A 24,228-nucleotide genomic window follows, 5' to 3' on the forward strand; every position below is an offset into this window, starting at 1 on the left:
TTTATAATTTAGTTTACCCCATTTGTTAATGAATATGGTTTATCTTCTGCTGCAAGTCCACGACGTTTATTCGGAGAAGAACTCATCTTAAATTCCCAAATACCTCCCTTTAAGATGTCTTCATGAGTAACATACATTTTATCATAAGCTACACCATTTATCTTTAGAGAATGAACATAGCGTTTTTTATCACTAACCCCGGGTGCTTTAATCTCCAGCGTTTTTCCATTCGGAAGCTTCAGTTTCAAGTATGGTAAATAAGGAGCTCCTAATACATATTGGTCAGTTCCGGGACAAACAGGATAAAATCCCATTACAGTAAACAAATACCATGCCGACATCTGTCCGCAATCATCGTTTCCTCCCAGACCGTTAATATCGTTTCGGTACATACGATTCAAAATATCACGTAGCCAGAATTGAGTTTTCCATGGCTGAGACGTCCAGGCATATAAATATGGAACATGATGACTTGGTTCATTACCATGAACATAACCACCTACCAGACAATCTAAAGTAATATCTTCATTATCTGCATAATATTTCTCAGGCAAATGCATAGAGAACAGCTCGTCCAATTTCTCTACAAATTTCTTTTCTCCTCCCATTAAATCCATCATACCAAATACATCATGAGGTACATGAAATGAGAAATTCCAGGAATTACCTTCAATAAAACCTTCACCATAAGTTTGCAATACATCAAAATCTTTTTTAAAGGTACCATCACTATAACGCGGACGCGCAAAACCAATTGTCGTATCATAAATATTCCGATAATTCAAAGCACGTTTTCGATAGTCCTCTGCTACTTCCTTATTACCAGCTTTTAAAGCTGCCTGATAAATGGTCCAGTCATCATAAGCATATTCCAATGTGGAAGATGCTGCTGTTCCGCTTTTATCCAAAGGAATATATCCCAACTTCATATAGTCTGCAACTCCTTCATAATAAGGAACGGTCGAGGTACTTACCATTGCAGCTAAAGCCTCATCGGTATTTGTAAATACACCTTTTGTAATAGCATCCGACAATACAGATACAGCATGATATCCACTCATACACCAATTCTCATTCCCCATATGACTCCATACAGGAAGCATTCCATGAACACTCTGCTGTTGATGTTTGATCATTGATTCCACCATATCTGCATTACGGTCCGGTTTAATCAAATTCAAGAATGGATGTTGGGCACGATAAGTATCCCATAAAGAGAAAATTGTATAATTAGTAAAATCTTTTGCCTGATGAATATTATGGTCTAATCCACGATATGAACCATCTACATCCATATAAACTGACGGATTGATCATCGTATGGTAAAGTGAAGTATAAAACATTGCCTTTTGATCCTGTGTTCCTTCTATCTCATAATGATCCAACTCATCATTCCAACTTTTGCGGGCAGCTTCTGCCAACTGTTCAAAACTTCGTCCTTCAGCTTCCGCACGGAGATTCTTGATTGCCCCCTCTGTACTTACCGCAGAAAGTGCCACTTTTACGACTAACTCAGGTTGTTGTTCTGTATCAAAGTTGAAATAAGCAACAATCTTGCGTCCCGTAATCTCCGGAAAATTCTTTTCCAGTTTAAAGCGACGCCAAAAACCATTGTATAATACCTTTGCTTTATCTTTATATCCGTAATCTTTTATCGGTTGAGACAAGGAAATAGCAAAATAGGTATAATTGGTACGTGCCCAACCATTCGTAATACGATAACCGGTCAGCAATGTATCATTTTCTACCCGTAGATTAGCCCACAGCACTTTACCATCATAATTATAAATGCCATGTGCAAGATCCAATACTAAATGACCGTTTTTATCTTTAGGGAAAGTATATTTATGTACTCCTACCCGTTGTGTGGCGGTTAGTTGTGCCTTAATACCATAATCGTCCAACATAACCTCGTAATACCCGGGAGTTGCCTTTTCAGTAGCATGGTCAAAACGTGAACGATACCCCTCATCCGGATTTTCTGCCCGCCCGGGATTCAACTTCAATTCACCCACAGCAGGCATTAAAAGAATATCTCCCAAATCCGAATGTCCTGTTCCGCTCAAATGCGTATGACTGAAACCGACAATTGTTTTATCACGATACTGATAACCTGCACAATATTCATAAGCATTTTTTTGATAAGCCCCATTCACATTATGAGGAATTGTATCTGTGTCCGGACTTAACTGTATCAGACCAAAAGGAGTACAAGAACCGGGAAACGTATGTCCCATCCCATTCGTCCCAATGATAGGATTAACATAATCTACAGGTTGTTGTGCGAATGTAGAGGAAATCCCCAATAGTAGAGTCGCAGTGAAAGAGAATAGTTTATTTTTATTCATGTTCACGAATTAAGATATTAAAAAGTTATCAGATTTATATATTCACCAGCAAATTTAAGCTCTTCTCTAGCAATCCTGATCCTCCAGAGTGACAAATTCCTGTCAATTCGGATTTGTCCATTTAGAGCACATACAGATCAAATAGAGCACAAGCTATAATATTGAAAATCAGCCAATATTAATTTACGATGTACAATTAGAGCACAAACATAAATACAAATTAATAATAAACAGTATAGTCATCTTCTTTTTATTTTGTGTGTTGTTCCCGGTAATCTTTGGGTGTCATACCAAAACGACGGGTAAATTCTTTATAAAAATAAGAACGGCTAGCTATACCGACATCAGTAATCACATCTTGGATAGACATATCATTATTCAGCAACAAGCGTGCAGCTTTCTCCATCCGATAACTCTTTATCAAATCACCTGGAGCTACATTTGAAATTTCTTTGAACTTCCGATAAAATTGGCGGGGACTCATCGCCATACGATCAGCAATCAGCGTTGAACCCAATTCTTCCTGATTCAGATTCTGCTCAATCACTTGTAACATTTTACGGATAAAATCAGCTTGTTCCGGCGTGTTACAAACAATCTGTCCGGCGAGATCACCCAAATCCTCCATATAAATCTGCTTCACTTGATACTTACCATATATTGCATTATGAACAACTTCCCGCAAGAACAAAATATCATAAGGAAGTACAATATAAGAGTCTGACCATAAAATTAATTCGCGCTGAATAGACGAACTAACCTTCCAAGTCAGCATAGGGATAAATGCGGTTTTCGAAAGTAATGAACGATTCTTACTAATATAATCCATAAAAACACTTTCGGCATTCGCATACATCGTCATATCAACCAGGAACAGAGAGGGAGCCGAACGATGTATTTCTTCAAATGCAAGCTGCACACTCTTCACCTGCATTACAGCATATTCATCAGCCAGAAAGTTACCAATCAGCCAAGCCATTTCATCTCTATCTTCCAATAAAAGAACCGTTTTCTTTTTCTTCCCTCCGACTTCCGTCAAGATTGCCGGTTCAAAGGTTATCGTCAATTGTTTCTTATCGCCCTTATCAGTATAATGAAGTTTTGCATCAATCCGTTCTAAAGCAGACTGCACAAAACACAATAACAACTGAACACTAAACGCATGATCCGAGCTCCTTACAACATCGGAAGCAGTTTTGCCGGAAAGATGTTCAAACAACATTTTCGCCGTATCGTCTGTAGACAAGAAAAGCAACAGCATCTCCCCGTTTTCTTCCTTTACATCTACTGTAACACCCAATATGCCTTTTGTTTCGGCTACCCAGAGATAACAATAATAAAGAATACTATGTAATGCATTCTTATAAATGGGGAAAGTAAAATCCTTCGGTATGACTGATTTCACAATAGAACTATCAATCCCTTGCTCTTTCAATGTATGCAACACAGCTAACGAAACTTCCTGTATACACATACGAGCTGCTACAATAAAACGATCCGGAAAGAATTGCTTAAGTTCTCTTCGATTCAGGTTATCCGGACTAAGTAAAGCTGCCATTACAGTTTCACGAATTAACTCGACCGTCTCAATACGTTGTTCATAAGATATGTTTTCTGCACGCAACTGGTCACAGAAATTATATATAAAAGTAAAACGATCAAGCACGTCCCGATTACAAGAATCGACACCTGCACTTTCCTGACGATTTTCTATCCCGCGCAAACGCTTCATCATACGTTCCTGAAGCAAATTTTTACGAAGTAAATAAACCAGATATCCTAATAGCATGATTAGTAATAAGCCATAAATGATATAGGCTGGCAGCGAACGATACCAAGGAGAAAGAACATGGACAGGAATGGAGAAGCACCGATACTCCGTATCGAACACATCATTTTTATATCGGACTTTAAATAAGTAGTCTCCTCCCGGCACACCTGTATAAGAAGCTTCATTCATACTACTGAAAGAAGTCCAATCCTTATCATATCCCTCTAACATATACGAATACTCAATATCATTCCCCGAAAGGAAATCCGGTACTACAAAAGAAAGAGTAAAAGAGACGCCTGCTCCCTCAAATTGCAAAGCTTTATCACCATTTACATAATAATCTTTCAAATTTACCTGTGAACGTCCGATACTCAATTTACGTAATAAAATATCCGGGTGATATTCAGGGACCACTGCAACCACCTTATCTAAAAACAACAATCCGTCAATTCCTCCGAAAAAAAGATGTCCAGTATAAGGACAGCGATAATAAGCATCATCACTGAACTCCCCAATCTGTACACCTGCGCTATAATAATAAGCATGAGATGAATCGTTTTTCGGATTATATTTAATTAATCCCCGATTTGTACCTAGCCACAGAAATCCATTTTCATCTTCCAATACCCCATGAATCATATCATTTAACAGTCCTTGCTCTCGTCCGATATAGCTGGCATTGATTTTCTTTCCCTGAAAGGATATACAAACCAATCCGGAAGTGGTCCCAACATACATGCAACCATCTTTAGCACGATGTAAGCTCAATATATCGTCTACCGACTTATGAAGCATCTCTTTCAAAGAAATCAACTGGTATTCTTCTGTCTTTTTATCAAACTTCACTAATCCTTTTTCGCGACTTCCTAACCATAAAATAGAATCTCCCTCAGCTAACATCGGATAAAACATAGCTACTTCCCGCTGTTCACTGAAGAAATGATAACGCTTCTGACTCTTAACTTTTATAGTTCCTCCACTTTTATCAAGTATAATCTTACGAAAACCAACTCCGGCTGTCACCACATAAAGTACACTATCATTCTCTTCATAAATATCATGTATTTCAATAGCCGGATCTTCCGAATCATCTTCTACCTGATGTAGCACACCGCCTTGAAATGAATAATAAAACAGTCCTGGATTTCCCGATCCAATCCAAAAGCCATCCATGTATCGGCTCTGTTTCAACTTATAAACATGAAACTCTTTATCCCATTTAATATAGGACGAAATATTTTGTTTTCCCGTTGGAGCATAGACTACTGTTTTTGCAGGATCCATTCCATCGCTATAATGGGGAATATGCAACAAGCCGTCTCCTTTTGTTCCAAACCATAATCCTCCATATTTATCCGTCATTACAGAACGTACCTGCCTACTCAAATTAGGAGATAAATGACTAAGCATTAAGTTTGTTGCGATAGAATATTTCTTTGAATACATAATAGCCCCTTGTCCGTCCGACGCAATCCAAAGAATCCCCTGACGAACATCCCGATAAATATCGTATATACGTATATTACGATCTACAATTTCCGCTTCATACTTTTCAGAGGCACTTAATCGTACCAATCCATTCGTTCTGAAACCAATAATGATATCCTCATAAAAAGGGACAATCCCCCTGATATCTCCATACTTCTCCATCAACGAAGAAATATTACGAATATAAATTTTAGATTTACGCGAAATATCATATACAAATAAATCCCGATCCCTATCAATAAAAACAAAAATACCATTCTGATAAAACACATCATCAATAGGTTTTGCATGGAAATCGGTCAGTGTAGTAGTCACTTTGCCAGTGAGCGTATCTTGTTCAAAACTATCTAGTGAAAATTGTTGTAGACTACCCGTATTGGATGGAAAAAACCATAGCACCCCATCATCGGCAACAAACGAGCGACGTTCTACGACTTCCATTTCGGTAGGTAGTTCTTTAAGATGAACAAACTTTCTATGATGAGTATTGTAATAATAGATTCCATCATGACTCACGACCCAAGTATTCCCTTTAGCATTGGAATACAGATAATAATCCCCGGAAAAATCGTAAGAACCGACTATCTCTCGTGCATTCTGCGAAAAACGGTTTACCCCAAGATGTGTAGTTATCCACAAGCAACTACTATCTGCCTGTTGAATGGAATGGATTACATTATTACTCAACGTTTGATCAGCAGAAAAGTCAGACCGGAATACTTCCATCCCTTTGCTATCATAACAATTCACACCATCATAAGTACCAAACCACATTAACCCCGCTTTATCCTGAAAAAGGCAAAGTACTGCACTATTAGATAACCCTTGCTGATAATCCACTTTTGAGAAAAAATAGGAATCTTTCTCATTACCGGCCAAGCATCCTAAAGAGAATAAAAGTGTAAATATGTTCAGTATTAAGCGTGTTTTCATCACAAACTATTAAAATTAGCTCACAAATAGAGGGACTATTTTTAAATATCAAAGGCAAATATAGCAATTTAAAACAATTAGCTAAGACAGTTTTAAACCATATTTCCTTTTTGGTCCTATTTATAGAAATAGGACATCCTTCAAGAACAAAAAAATAATGCTGCTATCTAGTGGCAGATAGCAGCATTATCTTTTATTTATTGTATTACAATTGGCTTTTATTTCGCCAGCTCATTAATCACATTCATTATCTGCTGACCGATCTCATCTGCTGCTTCCATGGTAGAGGCCTCACTATATACGCGAATAATCGGTTCAGTATTACTTTTACGCAAATGTACCCATTTATCAGCAAAATCAATCTTCACACCATCAATATCATTGATTTCTTCATTCTTATAGATCTCTTTCACTTTAGCAAGAATAGCATCTACATCAATTTCAGGTGTAAGATCTACACGATTTTTAGCAATAAAATAAGGAGGATAAGTCGCACGAAGCTCACTTACCTTTTTACCTTCATGTGCAAGATGACTGAGGAACAGAGCAATACCTACCAAAGCGTCACGTCCGTAATGACTTGCCGGATAAATAACGCCGCCATTACCTTCTCCACCAATGACCGCATTGGTTTCTTTCATCTTTGTCACTACATTGACCTCTCCAACGGCAGAAGCAGCATATTCCATACCATATTTGCGAGTTACATCACGCAAAGCACGCGTAGAGCTCAAGTTAGAAACAGTATTACCCGGAGTATGTTTCAATATATAGTCAGCTACAGTAACTAATGTATACTCTTCACCATACATTGCACCATTTTCACAAATCATAGCTAAACGGTCTACATCAGGATCTACTACAAAAGCAACATCAGCTTTACCAGCTTTCATTAAATTCATAATGTCACTCAGATTCTTTTCCAGCGGTTCCGGATTATGTTGAAAATTTCCAGTTGGCTCACAGTAGAGTTTCTCTATATGCTTCACACCTAAACGTTCAAGAAGTTCAGGGAGAATGATACCCCCTACGGAGTTCACACAATCAATAGCTACACGGAAATTTGCCTTTTTAATAGCCTCTACGTCTACCAAATCAAGAGCCAAAACACTATCAATATGTTTTTGGTTATAGGTAAGATCTTTCCGATAGGAACCCAGATGATCTACATCTGCATAATTGAACTCTTCCGCTTCAGCAATACGAAGTACTTCGTTGCCTTCTGCTGCATTCAAAAATTCACCATGTTCATTAAGCAACTTCAGTGCATTCCACTGCTTAGGATTATGAGAAGCTGTCAGAATGATACCACCACAAGCACCTTCCATCGTAACAGCCAATTCAGTAGTCGGAGTAGAAGCCAGATCGATGTCTACAACATCCCATCCCATTCCCATCAATGTACCAACTACTACGTTTTTCACCATTTCGCCAGAAATACGGGCATCACGTCCCACAACAATCTTGTTACTTTTCACTTTACAAGTTTTGCGAATCAAAGTAGCATATGCCGAAGTGAATTTTACAATGTCAAGTGGATTCAGTCCCTCTCCTGCTCCTCCGCCAATAGTGCCACGGATTCCAGAGATAGATTTAATTAGAGTCATAAGTATTAACTAAAAATATTATTTATGTTAGTGTTCTAATTCAGTGCTTTACTGAATGACCAAATATCGTAGTGATAAGGAATTACATAATTCGAACTTTGCAATGCAGCATGTCCCATCTTAGAAGGTACAATTAAACGGACATGAGCGTTATTACGAACAAAAGGCAATGCCAACAGCCAACCAGCAGGTACTGTATAATCCCTCAATTGGTCTTTAACCATAAGCATCCATGAATAATCCATTTCTACAACAGTACCATAAGCATAAGAACCCTGAACATTATAACGAAACACCAAAGGAGATGAATAAATAAGAGGATTCTCGTACCCCGGATAAAAAACGTTCAAAGATTGAATGGAGTCACTCTTTAGATTTCTTTCTATATAACGAACACAAATTTCATCATTTGTAGCAAAAGTATCCATCTTATTTTCTTCGGAACCTCTATCTACTATTTGCATATACACCCCATCAGAAAGAGCTACATATTCATTCCTATCCAAATTTGTGACTGTATCATTCCTTTCAAATTCATCCTGCGAAATAATGTGGATTCCATTATCCCTAATAAACCTACTCACCTCTCTTTTTTCATCCTCCAACTGCTCAGCATAAGTTTTAGAATTATCACATGCCTGAAAAAGACCACCGGCAGCCATCAAAGAGAGAAATAAATATACAAGTTTCTTCATTATCTGTTATTTAGCTATATTTGGTACAAATGTATCTCAAATCAAGGAATAAAACATAAGGAGAAGGTTAAAAGTTTGTAACTTTTAACCTTCTCCTTACACATTTAACCATGTTATTATAATCCATATCAATCTCATCGCTAGAAAAAGCCTCTTACTTTATAAGTAAAAACATAACGATAATAATATCTTTACCTGATCATCTATTCTACTATATATTTAAAAACCACCCCGACTCTTAACATAAAGAATCAGGGCAGCTTTTAGGAAAATATTCTTATTTCTTAGCCTTTGGCTACAAGCAAAGGCTTATACTTTTCAAGTGCCTTTTCGAAAACAGCCTTTGCTTCCGCCATTGTTCCAAAGAATTCACCTCCGGATGCATTCAAATGTCCACCTCCATTAAAGAATTCAGCAGCCACTTGATTACAAGGGAAAGTTCCTACGGAACGAAGAGATATTTTTATCATCGGCTTCTCGGTATCTTCACGCAAAAAGCAAGAGAAACATATATTTTTAATAGATAAGGGAATATTCACAAAGCCCTCGCTATCCCCTTTGATATAATCAAATCTCCCCTGCTCCTCTTTCGTAAGAGAAATGAGTGCAGCGTTATAATCAGAATATACAACCATGTTCGATAAGACATAGCCCATCAGACGCAAACGACTCTCAGAATAGGTATTGTAAACCTTGCGATAAATGTCATCTTTATCAATACCTTTGGAAAGGAGTTCACTGACAATGAAATAGATTTCGCGATTGTTGGAGTTATAAGTAAACCCACCTGTATCCGTCATCATACCGGTATAAATACATTCGGCTCCTTCCTTGGATATGTCACTGAAATAACCCATTCGGCAAATCAAACGAAATACTAATTCGGAAGTAGAAGAAATGGTAGGATAAGACATCGTAATCTTACAAAAATCTTCCGGATAAAGATGATGATCAATCAAGACTTTACGTGCCGGAGATGCAGCAACTGCACCTGCCATATCCTCAATACGTTTTAGAGCATTGAAATCAAGACAACAAATAACATCTGCTTCGGCTATCAATTTATCGGCAAAATCTTTATAACGGTCATATAAAAGGATATCCTTACTACCTGGCATCCATCTCAGAAAATCAGGAAACGCATTGGGAACAATGACATTTACATTTTTTTCCTGTGAATCCAGAAAGTGATAAAGTCCCAATGATGAACCGATAGCGTCGCCATCCGGAGAAACATGGGACACAATTACTATTTTGTCGGCTCGTTCAAACCACTTTGTAAAATGATCAATCTTAGCCTGTTCAATTACTTTAGTCAGCATACTATAATTACTTTTTTGAGTTGCAAATGTACGACAAATCTTTGTACTTAGAGCAAAAAGCGAATAGAACCTTCTTCAGATAATGAGATAAAACGGAAACCTAATTGCCGACATTCCTTTTCTAGAAGCAGCTTTCGTGATTCTGAGAAAGAAGCATCCAAAACGATACATGACGGAGAAAATATCCGGGTTAGCTCTTCCATATGTCCTTCATAACCTTTACACAAATACAGATAATGAATAGATAACGGAGAAACAACAGATTTGTTTTGCCAACGATTGTCTGTGATCATACCCACACGACAGCCATGATAAGATAATATCTGCTGGTGACGAGAGAAACCGGCAGACTGAAAATCCGTTTTAACTTCAACAGGAGGTAAAAGTTGAATCTGTTTCCAATAGTTCGCTGCGACACGCTGTAAACGTCTCTTATCCGATTGCTGATCTCCGTAACTAAGCCATGAATGCCCATCATTTTCTATGCAATGCACCACTGGACACCCACGAACATTATAGAAGACAAGACTACGTCGAGGATGATTCGACCAATTCATAATAGAATGTCCCGTTCCCAACATCAACAAAAAGGATAAACACACCCATAAGTTTCGAAGCCGACGCTTCATCAGGTAATACAATACCAACAATAGGAATATATAAAAGCCTGCAACTTCCCATTGATAAAGCCAAATATTATCTATGGAAGAGAAAGGTAATTGCTCTACCCAATGAACAAAATTATTAAGAGACTTAATAAGCAGCCTGCATCCTTCAGCTATCACAGATTGAAACCAGCAAAAAGGAGTCAGGCAAAGCATCAAAACAGCCATATATAATATAATGGTTACTAAAGGAATCACTACCAGATTAGTCAATAAGAAATGAGTGGAAAAACGGGAAAAGTAAAACATAACAAGGGGAGCCGTACCCAATTGTGCGGCTATAGATACTGTCATCAGTCCCCAAACATGTTTTCCCAACCAGCCTTTTACAGGAAATAACCGATAAATCGGTTTCTGAATTAGTAAAATAGATGCCACCGCAAGAAACGAAAGTTGAAAACCTACATCAAACAGCCAGACCGGTTTACATAATAACATAAGCCATGCAACCGCAGCTAAAGTATTTAGTGAGATAGCCTTACGACTGAATACTTCTGCCACTGCTAACACAGAAAACATACTGGCTGAACGGATAACTGACGGCGACAATCCTGTGAAAAATGCAAAGGACCATAATAATAGAAGGAGAAGAAGAGCGCGCAAATATTTTCCCGCATTACCTCCCCTCACATCCAACAATTTCAAAATATAAGAAAACAAAACATATAAAAGCCCTATATGCAAACCGGATAATGCCAAAACATGACTTGCACCAGAAACAGAATAACTTTCACGGATAGATTCACTTAGCTCAGTCTTATCCCCGACAGTCAATGCTGAAAGTACCGCTAATTCATCTCCATCAAACCCTAGTTTCCGATATAAAGCCAGCAACCTCTCCCGATAAGAGTTAGCTGTCAACCGAAGGGAAGAAACTGGAACAGAAGGTAACTTCGTCCATTTCCCGGAAGCAACATATCCAGTTCCGGCAATCCCTTTATACATCAGATAGCGGCTATAGTCAAATTCTCCAAAGTTTTTCCCGTTCACAGGAGGAGAAATTTGCGAAGAAACGAATAGTTCATCTCCATCTTGTAACCGCATTACTGACGAATCTTGTTCCAGATAAAGAATAGCCTTCCGCTCCACCGGACAAATATTAGCCGAATCATGATACTCTTCCAGAAATACACGACAAAGGTAGGACCGCTCCTTTAACTCCGGTGTATCTGTCAATCGTACCCGATAAACCGTCTCTTGATCTTTAAAGTCATAAACAGACTGTTGCAACTGCCCTGTTATTCCTATCCACCCTCCCATAAAACAAAGAGCAGAAACCGAGATGCCAAAACACCAACGCAAGGAATGACGTCGTAAAAAATAAAAAGCAAAGGACAAACCGGCAAAAAGACAAAAAAGAAGGATACTTCCAGACAGTTCAGATGTATTGTCAAAGAACATATCCCCACAAAAAACGCCTGTTATCCATGGGATAATCAAGCGTATATATGGATACTGATGTAAATAGTAGTTATCCAAAAAATAAATTAGATTTCGTGCAACTTCCGTATCATCTGTTCCGGATCGGGTGCTCCGAACACCGCATTACCGGCTACTAATACATCCGCTCCTGCCTCCACTAACCGAGCTCCTGTCTCTAAGTTCACTCCTCCGTCCACTTCAATCAAAGCTTTCGAACCTGTACGTTCAATCAAAGACTTCAACTCACGAACTTTCTCAACAGAGTGTTCTATAAACTTCTGTCCACCGAATCCAGGATTCACACTCATGATAAGAACCATATAAACATCCTGTATAATATCTTGCAATAAAGCTACCGGAGTTGCCGGATTAATAGTTACAGCCGGCTGCATCCCCGCTTCCCTGATCTGCTGAATTACCCTGTGCAAATGAGGGCAAGCTTCATAATGAACATTCATCGTATGAGCACCCAATGCTTTAACTTCCGGTATAAACTTTTCCGGATTAACAATCATTAAATGCACATCCAAAGGCTTATCCGTTAATTTAGTTACATATTTCAATACCGGAAAGCCGAACGAAATATTAGGAACAAACACTCCGTCCATAATATCAATATGCACCCACTCCGCTTCACTGCGATTTATCATTTCAATATCTCTCGCCAAATATCCAAAATCAGCCGAAAGAATGGAAGGAGCAATCATTGGTTTCATCATTTATCTATTTTAGTTCATAAAAGGTTAGTTCATTCGAAATTCATCTGTAAGATGGAATCCACGAAGAAGTTCGTCCGTTTGAAGACGTTTCTTGCTAGGAAGCTGCAAAGATAATATGGAAACAAATCCGTCAGGAACGGCAACTTTGATATATTTCTTCCCATCCGTAACAATAGTGCCTGGAGTAAGATCATGTGTTTCATTTATTTTCTCACTTTCAAACACTTTCATTACTACTGCTTCCCCTTCAGAGTCTATCAATTCAGTCCATGCGGCAGGATAAGGAGATAATCCGCGAATAAAATCGTATATTTTCTTCACCGGCTGATTCCAATCAATGCGGCAAGTCTCTTTAAAGATCTTCGGAGCCGGACGAAGTTCACCCACTACAGTCATTTCTTCCTGAGGGATAGATTTCACTGTACCATTTAAAATATCATCAACCGTTTCAACAACCAACTTTCCTCCCAACATCATCAATTTATCATGCACCACTTCTACATTATCTGTATCTGCAATTGGCACTCGTACCTGCTGAATTACTTCACCAGTATCTATTTCATGTTTTAAGAAAAAAGTAGTAATCCCTGTCTCCGTATCCCCATTGATTACCGCCCAATTGATAGGAGCCGCACCACGATATTGAGGAAGCAGAGAAGCATGAAGATTAAATGTCCCCAATCGAGGCATGTTCCATACCACTTCCGGCAACATTCGAAAAGCAACCACAATCTGTAAGTCTGCCTTCCAAGCACGAAGAGCCTCTACAAAAGCCTCATCCTTTAGCTTTTCAGGTTGCAGCAAAGGTAAATTCCGCTCCAACGCATATTGTTTAACCGGAGAATACTGCATTTTATGTCCGCGTCCTGCCGGTTTATCAGGCATCGTTATCACACCTACTACGTTATAACCACCTTCTACCAACTGCCTCAAGGCCTCCACCGCAAAATCGGGTGTGCCCATATATACGATTCTCAAATCTTCTTTCTTCATTTCTTCTAGTCTTCTGAAAAATGTACCAACACTTGTCGGTATGAATTAAATATTTTCGACTTAGAGACAAAACCTTCATAACGGCCTTCTTCATCTACCACAGGTAAATTCCATGCTTTTGTATCATCAAATGTTTGCATCACTTGCTCCATTCCATCCGTATCGAAGATCTTTGCCGGAGCAGACGTCATCAATTTATTAACGGTAAAGCGATGATAAAGTTCTTGACGAAACATGATATTGCGAATGTCATCCAACAACACTAAGCCCAATAACTCACCTGTCTTTTTATCCGTCACCGGAAAAACATTTCGGTGCGAAGCAGCAATTGCTTTTACAAGTTCACCCAAATCCATTTCCGGGTGGACTACTACAAAATCTTTCTCTACCACATTCTCCATCTTCATCAAAGTCAATACAGCTTTATCTTTATGGTGAGTAAGTAATTGCCCTTTCTTGGCAAGACGCATGGAATAAATACTATGTGGCTCAAATACAATAATCGTCAAGTATGAACTTACCGAGACAATCATCAAAGGAAGAAACAAATCATATCCTCCTGTCAGTTCTGCAATCAAGAATACACCGGTCAGAGGAGCGTGCATGACACCGCTCATCACTCCTGCCATTCCCATTAAAGCAAAATTCTTTTCAGGCAGAAAAGAAGAGAAATTAAGCTCATTACTGAAATGAGAAAAGACAAATCCTGCAATACATCCCAGATAAAGTGAAGGTGCAAAAATACCACCACATCCACCTCCGCCATTCGTTGCACTGGAAGCAAACACTTTAAACAAGATAATCAGTAAAAGATACACCAACAGCAAGTTACCATATCCATAGAACATGGAATTATTCATGACCGTATCCCATTCAAGTGTCGATGTTCCATTCAACAAAAGTTCAATCGTATCGTAACCTTCACCATAAAGAGGAGGGAAAAGGAAAATCAATACGCTCAACATCACCCCACCGAAAGCCAGTTTCTTATATGGATTCTTGAGCTTTCCGAAAACTCCTTCTACGGAATTCATTGCACGAGTAAAGTAAAGCGAAACAAGGCCACAAAAAATACCTAATAAAATAACGTAAGGAATACGCTCCAACTCGAATGCCTGATCCAGATGGAACTTAAACATAGCCTCCGTTCCGGTAATGATGTAAGATACTGTTGCTGCCGTTACTGCTGAAATCAACAAAGGAAGTAAAGAGGACATTGTCAAGTCGATCATCAAGACTTCCAACGTAAACACCAAACCGGCAATCGGAGCTTTAAAGATTCCGGCAATGGCACCTGCCGCACCGCAACCGACCAGTAACATCAGGGTACGATGTTCCATCTTGAACACACTTCCCAGATTAGAACCAATTGCCGAACCAGTTAATACAATAGGAGCCTCCGCCCCAACCGATCCACCGAATCCGATGGTTATAGCACTGGCAATAGTAGACGACCAGATGTTATGTCTTTTAATACGTCCTTGTCTGCGGGAAATAGCATACAGAATCTTAGTGACTCCATGACTTATATCATCTTTTACTATGTTCCGCACGAACAAACCCGCAAAAAAGATTCCGATTACCGGATAGACCAAATAAAGGTAGTTAGCTTCTGTCGCATTAAAGTTTTCTGTAAGAAAATTCTGAATTTCATGAATCAGGAATTTCAATATCAAGGCTGCCATCGCCGTAAAGATACCAACAAGAAAACTTAGAATCAAGATGAATTGTTTCTCCTTAATATTATTTTCCCGCCATTTAATACAGCACTGTAACAAACTCTGTTTTTCTTTCTTCATCTATTCACGAATTATCTTAATCACTCCGCCTTTATCCAACTTAATAATGCTAGAAGGTTTTGGCCGGCTCATATCATCTTGACGATAACCTACTATAAAATCTACAGCAGATTTGATTTCATCGCTAATCTCACTAAAATTAGCCGCACCCGGTTGCCCGCTAACATTGGCTGATGTGGAAACAATCGCCTTACGGAACTGTTGGCAAAGGCGTTTGGAGAACTCTTCATTGGTCACCCGGATACCAACACTGCCGTCCTCAGCCAGCAGATTGGGAGCCAAGTTACGCGCACCTGAATAAATAATGGTAAGTGGTTTTTCAGCAACATCAATTAAATCCCACGCCACATCCGGAACATCCTGTACATAAAAATCTACTTTCACAGAAGTGTCCACCAGCACCAACATTGCTTTACTGTCGGCACGTTTTTTTATCTCATATACCCGGCGTACAGCCTCTTCATTAGTAGCGTCGCAGCCTATGCCCCAAACGGTATCGGTGGGATAAAGGATAACTCCACCTTCACTCATCACCTGACAGGCTTTTTTAATATCTTCTATCATTTCTTGATAAATTTCTGTTGAGAATAACACGCAAAAGTACTATTTTTGCTCCGAATTCAAAAAGATTAAGTGAAAACTATGGAAGAAATTGTATTTCACCACTCATTGCCGATCCAATTACGTTTTAATGACGTAGACAAATTCGGTCACGTCAACAACACCGTTTATTTCTCTTTCTACGATTTGGGAAAGACTGAATATTTTGCTTATGTATGTCCAGGAGTAGACTGGGAAAAAATGGGAATTGTCGTTGTACATATTGAGGCAAACTTCGTCAAGCAGATTTTCGGTTCGGACCATATTGCAGTACAAACAGCCGTTTCGGAAATCGGGACTAAAAGTTTTCATTTGGTTCAACGGGTCATTGACACAGAAACTTTTGAGATAAAATGTGTCTGTAAATCTGTGATGGTTACCTACGATCTGGAAAAACACGAATCCATGCCACTTACCCAAGAATGGATCGAGGCTATCTGCAGGTATGAAGGACGAGATTTACGGAAAAAGACAGGAAAATGATCAAAAAAAGAGCTGCAATGGCAAATATTCTTTTTAAAAAGCAATGTAATTTTACTAAAGATATCATATATTTGTTGATTAAACAATCCTTTAATAAACAAAGCTATGAGAAAGATATCAATCCTCACCGCCATTCTTCTTATATCATGTTTTTCGGTAGTTTATTCTCAAACTAATAATTATACCGAAGCTGAATTAGGACAAAAATGCGACTCTATCATCCAAGAAGGGAATCTCCTATATCGATATGAAAAAGCCACCTGGTTATTTTCGGATATGTATATCAATAAACCGGAGATAATGGAAACTGCTGCTACTTATTTAACTTATGAGCAAGGAGATTCCATCAAATGTATCCTAATCGACAAAGAGGGAAAATGTAATTTCGAAGTATCCTTTCTTGAGACATCAACTCCTTGTCTAGTACGCCACTTATATCGAGATCTATCCGATTATGAAAACAACCTACTCAATACCAGAACAAAAATTCTGAAAAATATAATCGAGAATAAATATGAGGTAGGTACAATTAAGGGGTATAGCCTGAACTGGATATTACTCCCCTTTGAAAAAGGGTACAAGCTTTATGCGATAAATGGAACCCAGAAAGCAGAAGAGGTCCCTATTGGAAATGACTATCTGTTCATCACCAATAAAGAAGGAGAGATACAATCCTGGAAGAAATTTCATTCGAGCCTTATCCCCATTGACAAAGGAAAACCTGGTGGAATACATATCCATTCTCACCTGAAGCAAGAACCATTTATCTCTGCAACAGACATTTGCACGTTCAAGTTATACCAAAATCAAGTTGGACTCACCAGTTTTGGAGTATATTCACCGACCCTTAGTACTTATTTTATCTATCAACTTGAAACAAACTCTATTACAATTTCAAGGGATCTCGACGATATATAGGAAAACATGGATAGTCTTTCCCCAATAATCTAGTTTAAGCCTATTCTACCTTCCTTTCTTAGAGATTATAACATTACTTTTTATTGTCATTTGTCACTTTTTTAAGTTAAAGATCTTATTATCAGTGCTGAAACAGTGACAATAGACAAGTGACAATAGAGTGACGATAGAAATTTAAACATTCTTATTGTCACTTCTCCCTGAGTCGCTTCATCACCTAAACATCTGATTAGCATCGATTAATAATACAATTTGATTAGCAATTCCCGGAGTGTTAAGAATTCCTTTACCCACTGTATTATTGAGTTTTCCACTCCATTCTCATTGGATTTTCTCACGAAATCATAATCCACAGCTATTACATTACTTGTTTTTATTAATAGTTAGGATAGTTATTCAACCAATACGGCATATTCTTAAAACAAATACTACTAACTTTAACATACAGACAAGGCTCGATTACTGTTTTTTGCAAGGTACACATCCTCGTTTCACGTACGTGAACCATTCGGATGATGTACATGAACCCAATGGATCACGTACGTGGAGTCATGGGATCATGTACATAAAACGATATTTATCATCTAAAAAAAACATTAACTAAAGCTTTAAAACAACTAAACTAACGGTTTATTTCCTCTTATATAAGAGGTGAAAAGCATCATTCAACAACAACATCTCATTCAAAACCTTATTCATATACATAAAGAAAATTAGCTACCCGCCGTTCTCCCTTGTGATCGTACCTTTTATTATCACATGGATAATTAACAATACCATTTTCTGATACTCCTGACAACCATAAAGTGGTAGATCCTCCACCGTCCAAGTTAATTGCATCTTTACCTCCTAATACTTTAAGTAAATGAGCCAACTCAGGAATATTTATCCCATCTGCAAGACCTTTAGAACGTCCATCTACTGTAACAAATAAGATTTTCCCCTTTTGGGTAATGCAGACAGCACTGCGAGGATGCTTTGTCTGAATGAACTCAGAACCACACATACTCCAATCATAATAAGTCCCGCCCTTCAGCATCAAAGGTCCGGAAGCCAAAATCATTCCTTTTTTCCCTTTATACGTTTTCTCGACATCTCTGTTCCAAGGAATTAATTTCAGTTTACCCTTCTTGATATAAACTGCTCCTGTTACCCGAGTTTTAAACTCACTCAAAGCAGTCGTGTCCACCAACTGTTCGTCCATTTTCAAGAAACAAATCGAATTACCCTCTTTCATATTGAAATAAGAGCCATTAATTGCTGCAATTGCTCGATAATTTGGAGCACTATAGCTGATTTTATCCATTTTTTCATTTACAGCTACCCCTACTTTCTTTTGTGTTGCCGGATCAATTTCAATGATATTGATGGATTGAACACCTTGATAAAGAGAAGGGATGACAACCTGTTTATGAACAATACCTTTTTGTGTTTCCACCACCTGCCAGGGGGCGGTGACAATAGCAATAGAATCCACTTTGGTCTGAGCACCACCCACACCAACTAAAAAGACAAGCAAAATAAAGAAAGTAAAATAACGCTTCATGTTCATTGGAAAAATTATTGTTATGTATTTCACTCAAGAAGAGTAGACACAAAGATAAGTTCTATCCACATATCCAGCAAGTATTTGCCAGCAGAAAAAAAAGTTCTATTCTTTAAAATAAATCTTAACTTTCAAATCTCCCCGAAATATTTTCGTCACATCTTACTATAAGCTTCCGCTTTTTTTCGTACTTTTACCCCTTGTTGGAAAGAAGTGCCTTTCCGACCTCTGAGAAAAGAAAAAGAAAAAACAATATATAAAATGAATCACAAATGGAATTATCAACCCATTACACCCGAGCAGGCAGAGAGAAGCCAGACATTGACCCAAGAATTAGGGATTAGCCCGATACTTGGACAATTATTGGTGCAGCGGGGAATAACAAAGGCTTCAGAAGCCAAAAAGTTTTTCCGCCCGCAATTGCCCGATCTGTATGATCCGTTCCTGATGAAGGATATGGACATTGCAGTGGAGCGTCTGAACAGGGCGATGGGAAAGAAAGAACGTATTCTGATTTATGGGGATTATGATGTAGACGGTACTACAGCTGTGGCATTGGTCTACAAGTTTATACAACAGTTCTACTCGAACATTGACTATTATATACCTGATCGTTATAACGAAGGATATGGTATTTCTCAAAAAGGTATAGACTATGCCGCAGAAACCGGTGTAGGTTTGATTATTGTACTCGACTGCGGAATTAAAGCAGTGGAAGAAATTTCGTATGCCAAAGAAAAAGGCATTGACTTCATCATCTGCGACCATCATGTTCCGGATGATGTTTTACCTCCTGCGGTAGCTATCCTGAATGCGAAACGTTTGGACAATACGTATCCATATACACACCTTTCCGGCTGTGGCGTCGGTTTCAAATTCATGCAAGCATTCGCTATCAATAACGGCATTGAATTTCACCACTTGATTCCATTACTTGATTTAGTGGCAGTCAGTATCGCTTCAGATATCGTACCGATTATGGGTGAAAACCGGATCTTGGCTTTTCATGGTTTAAAGCAGCTAAACAGTAATCCCAGTGTCGGGATGAAAGCGATTATCGATGTTTGCGGACTTTCCGAGCGTGAAATCACCGTCAGCGATATCGTATTCAAAATAGGCCCGCGCATCAATGCCTCAGGAAGAATTCAAAATGGAAAAGAAGCAGTAGACCTGCTGACAGAAAAGGATTTCTCCACTGCTCTGGAGAAAGCAGGACAGATCAACCAATACAATGAAACCCGAAAAGACTTGGATAAAAGTATGACAGAAGAGGCAAATCAGATTGTAGCTCATCTGGAAGGTTTGGCTGATCGGCGATCCATCGTTCTTTTCAATGAAGAATGGCATAAAGGAGTGATCGGTATCGTTGCCTCCCGTCTGACAGAGATCTATTATCGCCCGGCAGTTGTACTGACACGTACGGATGACATGGCAACAGGTTCGGCTCGTTCCGTATCTGGTTTTGATGTTTATAAGGCTATCGAGTATTGTCGTGACCTATTAGAAAACTTTGGAGGACATACTTACGCAGCCGGATTATCTATGAAGGTGGAAAATGTGGAAGCATTTACACAACGCTTTGAAGAGTTCGTCTCAAAAAACATTTTGCCCGAACAAACTAGTGCGGTAATAGATATTGATGCTGAAATTGACTTTAAGGACATTACTCCCAAGTTCTTTAATGATCTGAAGAAGTTCAATCCTTTCGGTCCGGATAATACTAAACCTGTATTCTGTACTCATCATGTATATGATTATGGAACCAGCAAAGTAGTTGGACGGGATCAGGAGCACATCAAACTGGAATTGGTAGACAACAAATCGAATAACGTAATGAATGGCATCGCTTTCGGTCAAAGCTCACACGTTCGTTATATCAAAACGAAACGCTCATTTGATATCTGTTATTCCATTGAAGAAAATACACATAAGCGTGGTGAAGTGCAACTTCAAATTGAGGATATAAAGCCGATTGAATAAGTATCAGGAGATATTAAAACAATATTGGGGATATGACTCCTTCCGCGATTTGCAGGAGGAGATCATCACCAGTATCGGCGAAAGGAAGGATACGTTAGGATTGATGCCTACAGGAGGCGGAAAATCCATCACATTTCAAGTACCTGCTCTCGCACAGGAAGGGATTTGTATTGTTATTACTCCCCTCATAGCCCTTATGAAAGACCAGGTACAGAATCTTCGGAAACGAGGAATCAAAGCATTGGCTATCTATTCAGGGATGTCCAGGCAGGAAATTCTTACTGCTCTGGAAAACTGTATCTTTGGTAATTATAAATTCTTATATATATCACCGGAACGTCTGGATACCGAAATATTCCGTATCAAACTACGTTCGATGAAAGTCTCAATGATCACAGTGGACGAAAGCCACTGCATTTCACAATGGGGATACGATTTCCGTCCGGCTTATCTTAAAATAGCTGAGATACGGGATTTACTACCTGGTGTCCCGGTACTGGCTTTAACGGCTACGGCAACTCCGGAAGTAGTGAAAGATATCCAGTCCAGGTTAAAATTTCGGGAAGAAAACGTTTTCCGAATGAGTTTCGAACGAAAGAATCTGGCCTATATTGTTCGCAAAACTGATAATAAAACAGGAGAATTACTACATATTTTACATCGAATAGAGGGTAGTGCTATTATTTATGTACGTAACAGACGACGCACCAAAGAAATAACCGAACTGCTGATGAATGAAGATATTACAGCAGATTTTTACCATGCCGGACTGGATAATGCTGTAAAAGATATCAGGCAGAAACGTTGGCAAAACGGGGAAGTACGCGTCATGGTAGCTACCAACGCTTTCGGTATGGGTATCGATAAACCAGATGTACGGATCGTCATCCACCTCGACCTTCCCGACTCTCCGGAAGCTTATTTCCAAGAGGCCGGACGTGCAGGGAGAGACGGGGAAAAAGCCTATGCCGTTATCCTGTATGCAAAATCCGATAAGACGACCCTTCACAAGCGGATCGCCGATACTTTCCCCGAAAAAGAATATATTCTAAATGTTTACGAACATCTGCAATATTATTACCAGATGGCAATGGGTGATGGCTTTCAATGTGTTCGTGAGTTTAATCTGGAAGAGTTTTGCCGAAAGTTCAAATACTTCCCTGTCCCGGTAGACAGTGCTTTAAAAATACTGACGCAAGCAGGTTATCTGGAATATACGGATGAACAAGATAACTCCTCGCGTATCTTTTTTACCATTCGGCGGGATGAACTTTATAAGTTGCACGAAATGGGCAAAGAAGCTGAAGCATTGATACAAGCCATCCTCCGTTCTTACACAGGAGTATTCACCGACTATGCTTATATCAGTGAAGAATCACTTGCCGTACGTACAGGACTAACGCGCCAACAAATCTATGCTATTTTAGTGACATTAACTAAACGTCGTATCGTAGATTACATCCCTCATAAAAAGACACCTTATATTATATATACGCGCGAACGAATGGAACTACATAATGTCCACATTCCCACTTCCGTCTATGAAGACCGCAAAGTACGATATGAAGCACGTATTAAGGCAATGGAAGAATATGTCACAACAGAGAATATCTGTCGAAGCCGGATGCTACTTCGATACTTTGGTGAGAAGAATGAACATAACTGCAAACAATGTGATGTTTGTCTTAGTCATCATGCAGATAATCATTTGTCCGAAACTTCTTTCGAAGAACTAAAAAAACAGATTCTCTTTATACTCAACAAAAAGAAACTTACTCCTGCGGATATCGCTAACCAAGTGGAAGCAGAAAAAGAAGATATAGGAGAAGCCATTCAGTATTTATTAGAAGAAGGAGTATTGAAGATAGAGGATGGAATGATCTATATTTCAAAATAAGTTATTACATTTGCACATAAACTCAAAAATAACAGAATCATGCCGAACTTTTTTAAATCATTCTTCTCAGGGAAGAGTGAAACATCAGAAAGTGAAAAACAAAAAAACAACCAAAAGAATTTCGAGATATTCAAATATGACGGCCTGCGTGCACAGCGTATGGGTCGTCCGGATTATGCTGTGAAATGTTTCACCGAGGCTCTTGCCATCGAAGAGGATTTCGAAACAATGGGCTATCTTAGCCAGCTTTACATACAGATGGGAGAAACAGAGAAAGCACGAACACTTCTGGAAAAGATGGCTGTCATAGAACCGGATATGACCAACACCTTCCTGAACTTGGCTAACGTATGTTACGTTCAGGAAGATTACAAAGCAATGGAAGAGGCTGCCAATAAAGCAATCGCAATCGAAGAAGGGAATGCTGTTGCTCACTTCCTCTTAGGCAAAGCCTGCAAAGGACTAAATGATGATCTTATGACGATCGCACATCTGACTAAAGCTATCTCACTGAAAGAGGATTTCATCGAAGCTCGTCTAATGCGTGCCCAAGTATTAGTAAAGATGCACCAATACAAAGAAGCAATGGAAGATATTGATGCCGTACTGGCACAAGATCAGGAAGAAGAAACTGCCATACTTCTGCGTGGAAAAGTGGAAGAATCTAATCAGCAAGAAGAGAAAGCAGAAGCAGACTATAAACTGGTGACAGAAATAAATCCGTTCAACGAACAAGCTTATCTCTATCTCGGACAACTTTTCATTAACCAGAAAAAATTATCGGAAGCGATTAGCCTGTTCGACGAAGCAATCGAACTGACTCCTAATTTTGCAGAAGCTTATAAAGAGCGCGGACGTGCCAAACTTCTCAACGGGGATAAAGACGGTTCTGTGGAAGATATGAAGAAATCACTGGAGTTAAATCCAAAGGATGGCTCAAGTCTTAACGGGGAGTTTAAGAATTTGGGGACCAAACCGGAAACACTGCCTGGAATTTTCTAAAACAGCTGGAAAGATGTAATTATGAGCGAAATATTTC

16 protein-coding genes are annotated in these 24,228 nt (G+C 38.9%); 5 read left to right on the forward strand and 11 right to left on the reverse strand.

The genetic code is table 11. The features are described from left to right. Positions 1-8: 8 nt before the first annotated feature. The 10 genes from CZ225_RS20520 to CZ225_RS20565 all read right to left on the reverse strand — a co-directional run bounded on the left by CZ225_RS20520 (position 9) and on the right by CZ225_RS20565 (position 16,329). On the reverse strand, positions 9-2,348 hold the full coding sequence (locus CZ225_RS20520; protein WP_083714686.1) for a GH92 family glycosyl hydrolase: 2,340 nt from the start codon (positions 2,346-2,348) through the stop codon (positions 9-11). A gap of 250 nt (positions 2,349-2,598) precedes the next feature. Beyond that, on the reverse strand, positions 2,599-6,543 hold the full coding sequence (locus tag CZ225_RS20525) for a helix-turn-helix domain-containing protein (RefSeq protein WP_077155285.1): 3,945 nt from the start codon (positions 6,541-6,543) through the stop codon (positions 2,599-2,601). Between the two features lie 218 nt (positions 6,544-6,761). Further along, positions 6,762-8,150 carry a phosphoglucosamine mutase gene (gene glmM, locus CZ225_RS20530; protein ID WP_077155286.1) on the reverse strand — a complete coding sequence of 463 codons (1,389 nt, stop codon included), beginning with the start codon at positions 8,148-8,150 and terminating at the stop codon, positions 6,762-6,764. A gap of 35 nt (positions 8,151-8,185) precedes the next feature. After that, complete coding sequence (locus tag CZ225_RS20535; protein WP_077155287.1) at positions 8,186-8,845, reverse strand: BamK family beta-barrel-assembly machinery protein; 660 nt, start codon at positions 8,843-8,845, stop codon at positions 8,186-8,188. A 284-nt stretch (positions 8,846-9,129) separates the two neighbouring features. Continuing rightward, positions 9,130-10,167: a DHH family phosphoesterase gene (locus CZ225_RS20540; RefSeq protein ID WP_077155288.1), complete on the reverse strand. Its 1,038-nt coding sequence runs from the start codon at positions 10,165-10,167 to the stop codon at positions 9,130-9,132. A 47-nt stretch (positions 10,168-10,214) separates the two neighbouring features. Then, positions 10,215-12,311: a ComEC/Rec2 family competence protein gene (locus tag CZ225_RS20545; RefSeq protein WP_077155289.1), complete on the reverse strand. Its 2,097-nt coding sequence runs from the start codon at positions 12,309-12,311 to the stop codon at positions 10,215-10,217. 8 nt (positions 12,312-12,319) lie between these two features. Continuing rightward, positions 12,320-12,970: a ribulose-phosphate 3-epimerase gene (gene rpe, locus CZ225_RS20550; RefSeq protein WP_077155290.1), complete on the reverse strand. Its 651-nt coding sequence runs from the start codon at positions 12,968-12,970 to the stop codon at positions 12,320-12,322. Positions 12,971-12,997: 27 nt separating this feature from the next. Further along, on the reverse strand, positions 12,998-13,966 hold the full coding sequence (gene fmt / locus CZ225_RS20555; RefSeq protein ID WP_077155291.1) for a methionyl-tRNA formyltransferase: 969 nt from the start codon (positions 13,964-13,966) through the stop codon (positions 12,998-13,000). Positions 13,967-13,971: 5 nt separating this feature from the next. Next, positions 13,972-15,765: a chloride channel protein gene (locus tag CZ225_RS20560; protein WP_077155292.1), complete on the reverse strand. Its 1,794-nt coding sequence runs from the start codon at positions 15,763-15,765 to the stop codon at positions 13,972-13,974. After that, positions 15,766-16,329 (reverse strand): L-threonylcarbamoyladenylate synthase, encoded by a 564-nt coding sequence (locus CZ225_RS20565; protein ID WP_077155915.1) that lies wholly within the window; start codon positions 16,327-16,329, stop codon positions 15,766-15,768. Between the two features lie 78 nt (positions 16,330-16,407). Here CZ225_RS20565 and CZ225_RS20570 point away from each other — a divergent pair, with 78 nt between their 5' ends. Together CZ225_RS20570 and CZ225_RS20575 are read left to right on the forward strand one after the other, a co-directional pair. Then, entirely contained in the window at positions 16,408-16,848 is a 441-nt protein-coding gene (locus CZ225_RS20570; protein ID WP_077155293.1) for an acyl-CoA thioesterase, read from the forward strand. Positions 16,849-16,953: 105 nt separating this feature from the next. Then, positions 16,954-17,766: a hypothetical protein gene (locus tag CZ225_RS20575; protein WP_077155294.1), complete on the forward strand. Its 813-nt coding sequence runs from the start codon at positions 16,954-16,956 to the stop codon at positions 17,764-17,766. Between the two features lie 691 nt (positions 17,767-18,457). On the opposite strand, the gene CZ225_RS20580 is transcribed toward CZ225_RS20575, so the two are convergent. Continuing rightward, positions 18,458-19,312 (reverse strand): phosphodiester glycosidase family protein, encoded by an 855-nt coding sequence (locus CZ225_RS20580; protein ID WP_077155916.1) that lies wholly within the window; start codon positions 19,310-19,312, stop codon positions 18,458-18,460. Between the two features lie 261 nt (positions 19,313-19,573). Here CZ225_RS20580 and recJ point away from each other — a divergent pair, with 261 nt between their 5' ends. From recJ to CZ225_RS20595, 3 genes are read left to right on the forward strand one after another with little or no spacing between them, the layout of a single operon-like run. Then, positions 19,574-21,292: a single-stranded-DNA-specific exonuclease RecJ gene (recJ, locus tag CZ225_RS20585; protein ID WP_077155295.1), complete on the forward strand. Its 1,719-nt coding sequence runs from the start codon at positions 19,574-19,576 to the stop codon at positions 21,290-21,292. Then, complete coding sequence (locus CZ225_RS20590; protein ID WP_077155296.1) at positions 21,285-23,189, forward strand: RecQ family ATP-dependent DNA helicase; 1,905 nt, start codon at positions 21,285-21,287, stop codon at positions 23,187-23,189. The genes recJ and CZ225_RS20590 overlap by 8 nt, the downstream gene beginning before the upstream one ends. Before the next feature lie 39 nt (positions 23,190-23,228). Continuing rightward, on the forward strand, positions 23,229-24,191 hold the full coding sequence (locus tag CZ225_RS20595; protein ID WP_077155297.1) for a tetratricopeptide repeat protein: 963 nt from the start codon (positions 23,229-23,231) through the stop codon (positions 24,189-24,191). The last annotated feature ends 37 nt before the right edge of the window (positions 24,192-24,228 follow it).

Origin of the sequence: Bacteroides bouchesdurhonensis (genome assembly GCF_900155865.1) — a bacterium.
Classification (GTDB): Bacteria; Bacteroidota; Bacteroidia; order Bacteroidales; family Bacteroidaceae; genus Bacteroides; species Bacteroides bouchesdurhonensis.

Coding starts and splice junctions, on each gene's coding strand:
- recJ (WP_077155295.1), top strand. CDS start 19,574: ATGAATCACAAATGGAATTATCAACCCATTACACCCGAGCAGGCAGAG.
- CZ225_RS20575 (WP_077155294.1), top strand. CDS start 16,954: ATGAGAAAGATATCAATCCTCACCGCCATTCTTCTTATATCATGTTTT.
- CZ225_RS20560 (WP_077155292.1), bottom strand. CDS start 15,765: ATGAAGAAAGAAAAACAGAGTTTGTTACAGTGCTGTATTAAATGGCGG.
- glmM (WP_077155286.1), bottom strand. CDS start 8,150: ATGACTCTAATTAAATCTATCTCTGGAATCCGTGGCACTATTGGCGGA.
- CZ225_RS20520 (WP_083714686.1), bottom strand. CDS start 2,348: ATGAATAAAAATAAACTATTCTCTTTCACTGCGACTCTACTATTGGGG.
- CZ225_RS20595 (WP_077155297.1), top strand. CDS start 23,229: ATGCCGAACTTTTTTAAATCATTCTTCTCAGGGAAGAGTGAAACATCA.
- fmt (WP_077155291.1), bottom strand. CDS start 13,966: ATGAAGAAAGAAGATTTGAGAATCGTATATATGGGCACACCCGATTTT.
- CZ225_RS20540 (WP_077155288.1), bottom strand. CDS start 10,167: ATGCTGACTAAAGTAATTGAACAGGCTAAGATTGATCATTTTACAAAG.
- rpe (WP_077155290.1), bottom strand. CDS start 12,970: ATGAAACCAATGATTGCTCCTTCCATTCTTTCGGCTGATTTTGGATAT.
- CZ225_RS20565 (WP_077155915.1), bottom strand. CDS start 16,329: ATGATAGAAGATATTAAAAAAGCCTGTCAGGTGATGAGTGAAGGTGGA.
- CZ225_RS20580 (WP_077155916.1), bottom strand. CDS start 19,312: ATGAAGCGTTATTTTACTTTCTTTATTTTGCTTGTCTTTTTAGTTGGT.
- CZ225_RS20570 (WP_077155293.1), top strand. CDS start 16,408: ATGGAAGAAATTGTATTTCACCACTCATTGCCGATCCAATTACGTTTT.
- CZ225_RS20525 (WP_077155285.1), bottom strand. CDS start 6,543: ATGAAAACACGCTTAATACTGAACATATTTACACTTTTATTCTCTTTA.
- CZ225_RS20535 (WP_077155287.1), bottom strand. CDS start 8,845: ATGAAGAAACTTGTATATTTATTTCTCTCTTTGATGGCTGCCGGTGGT.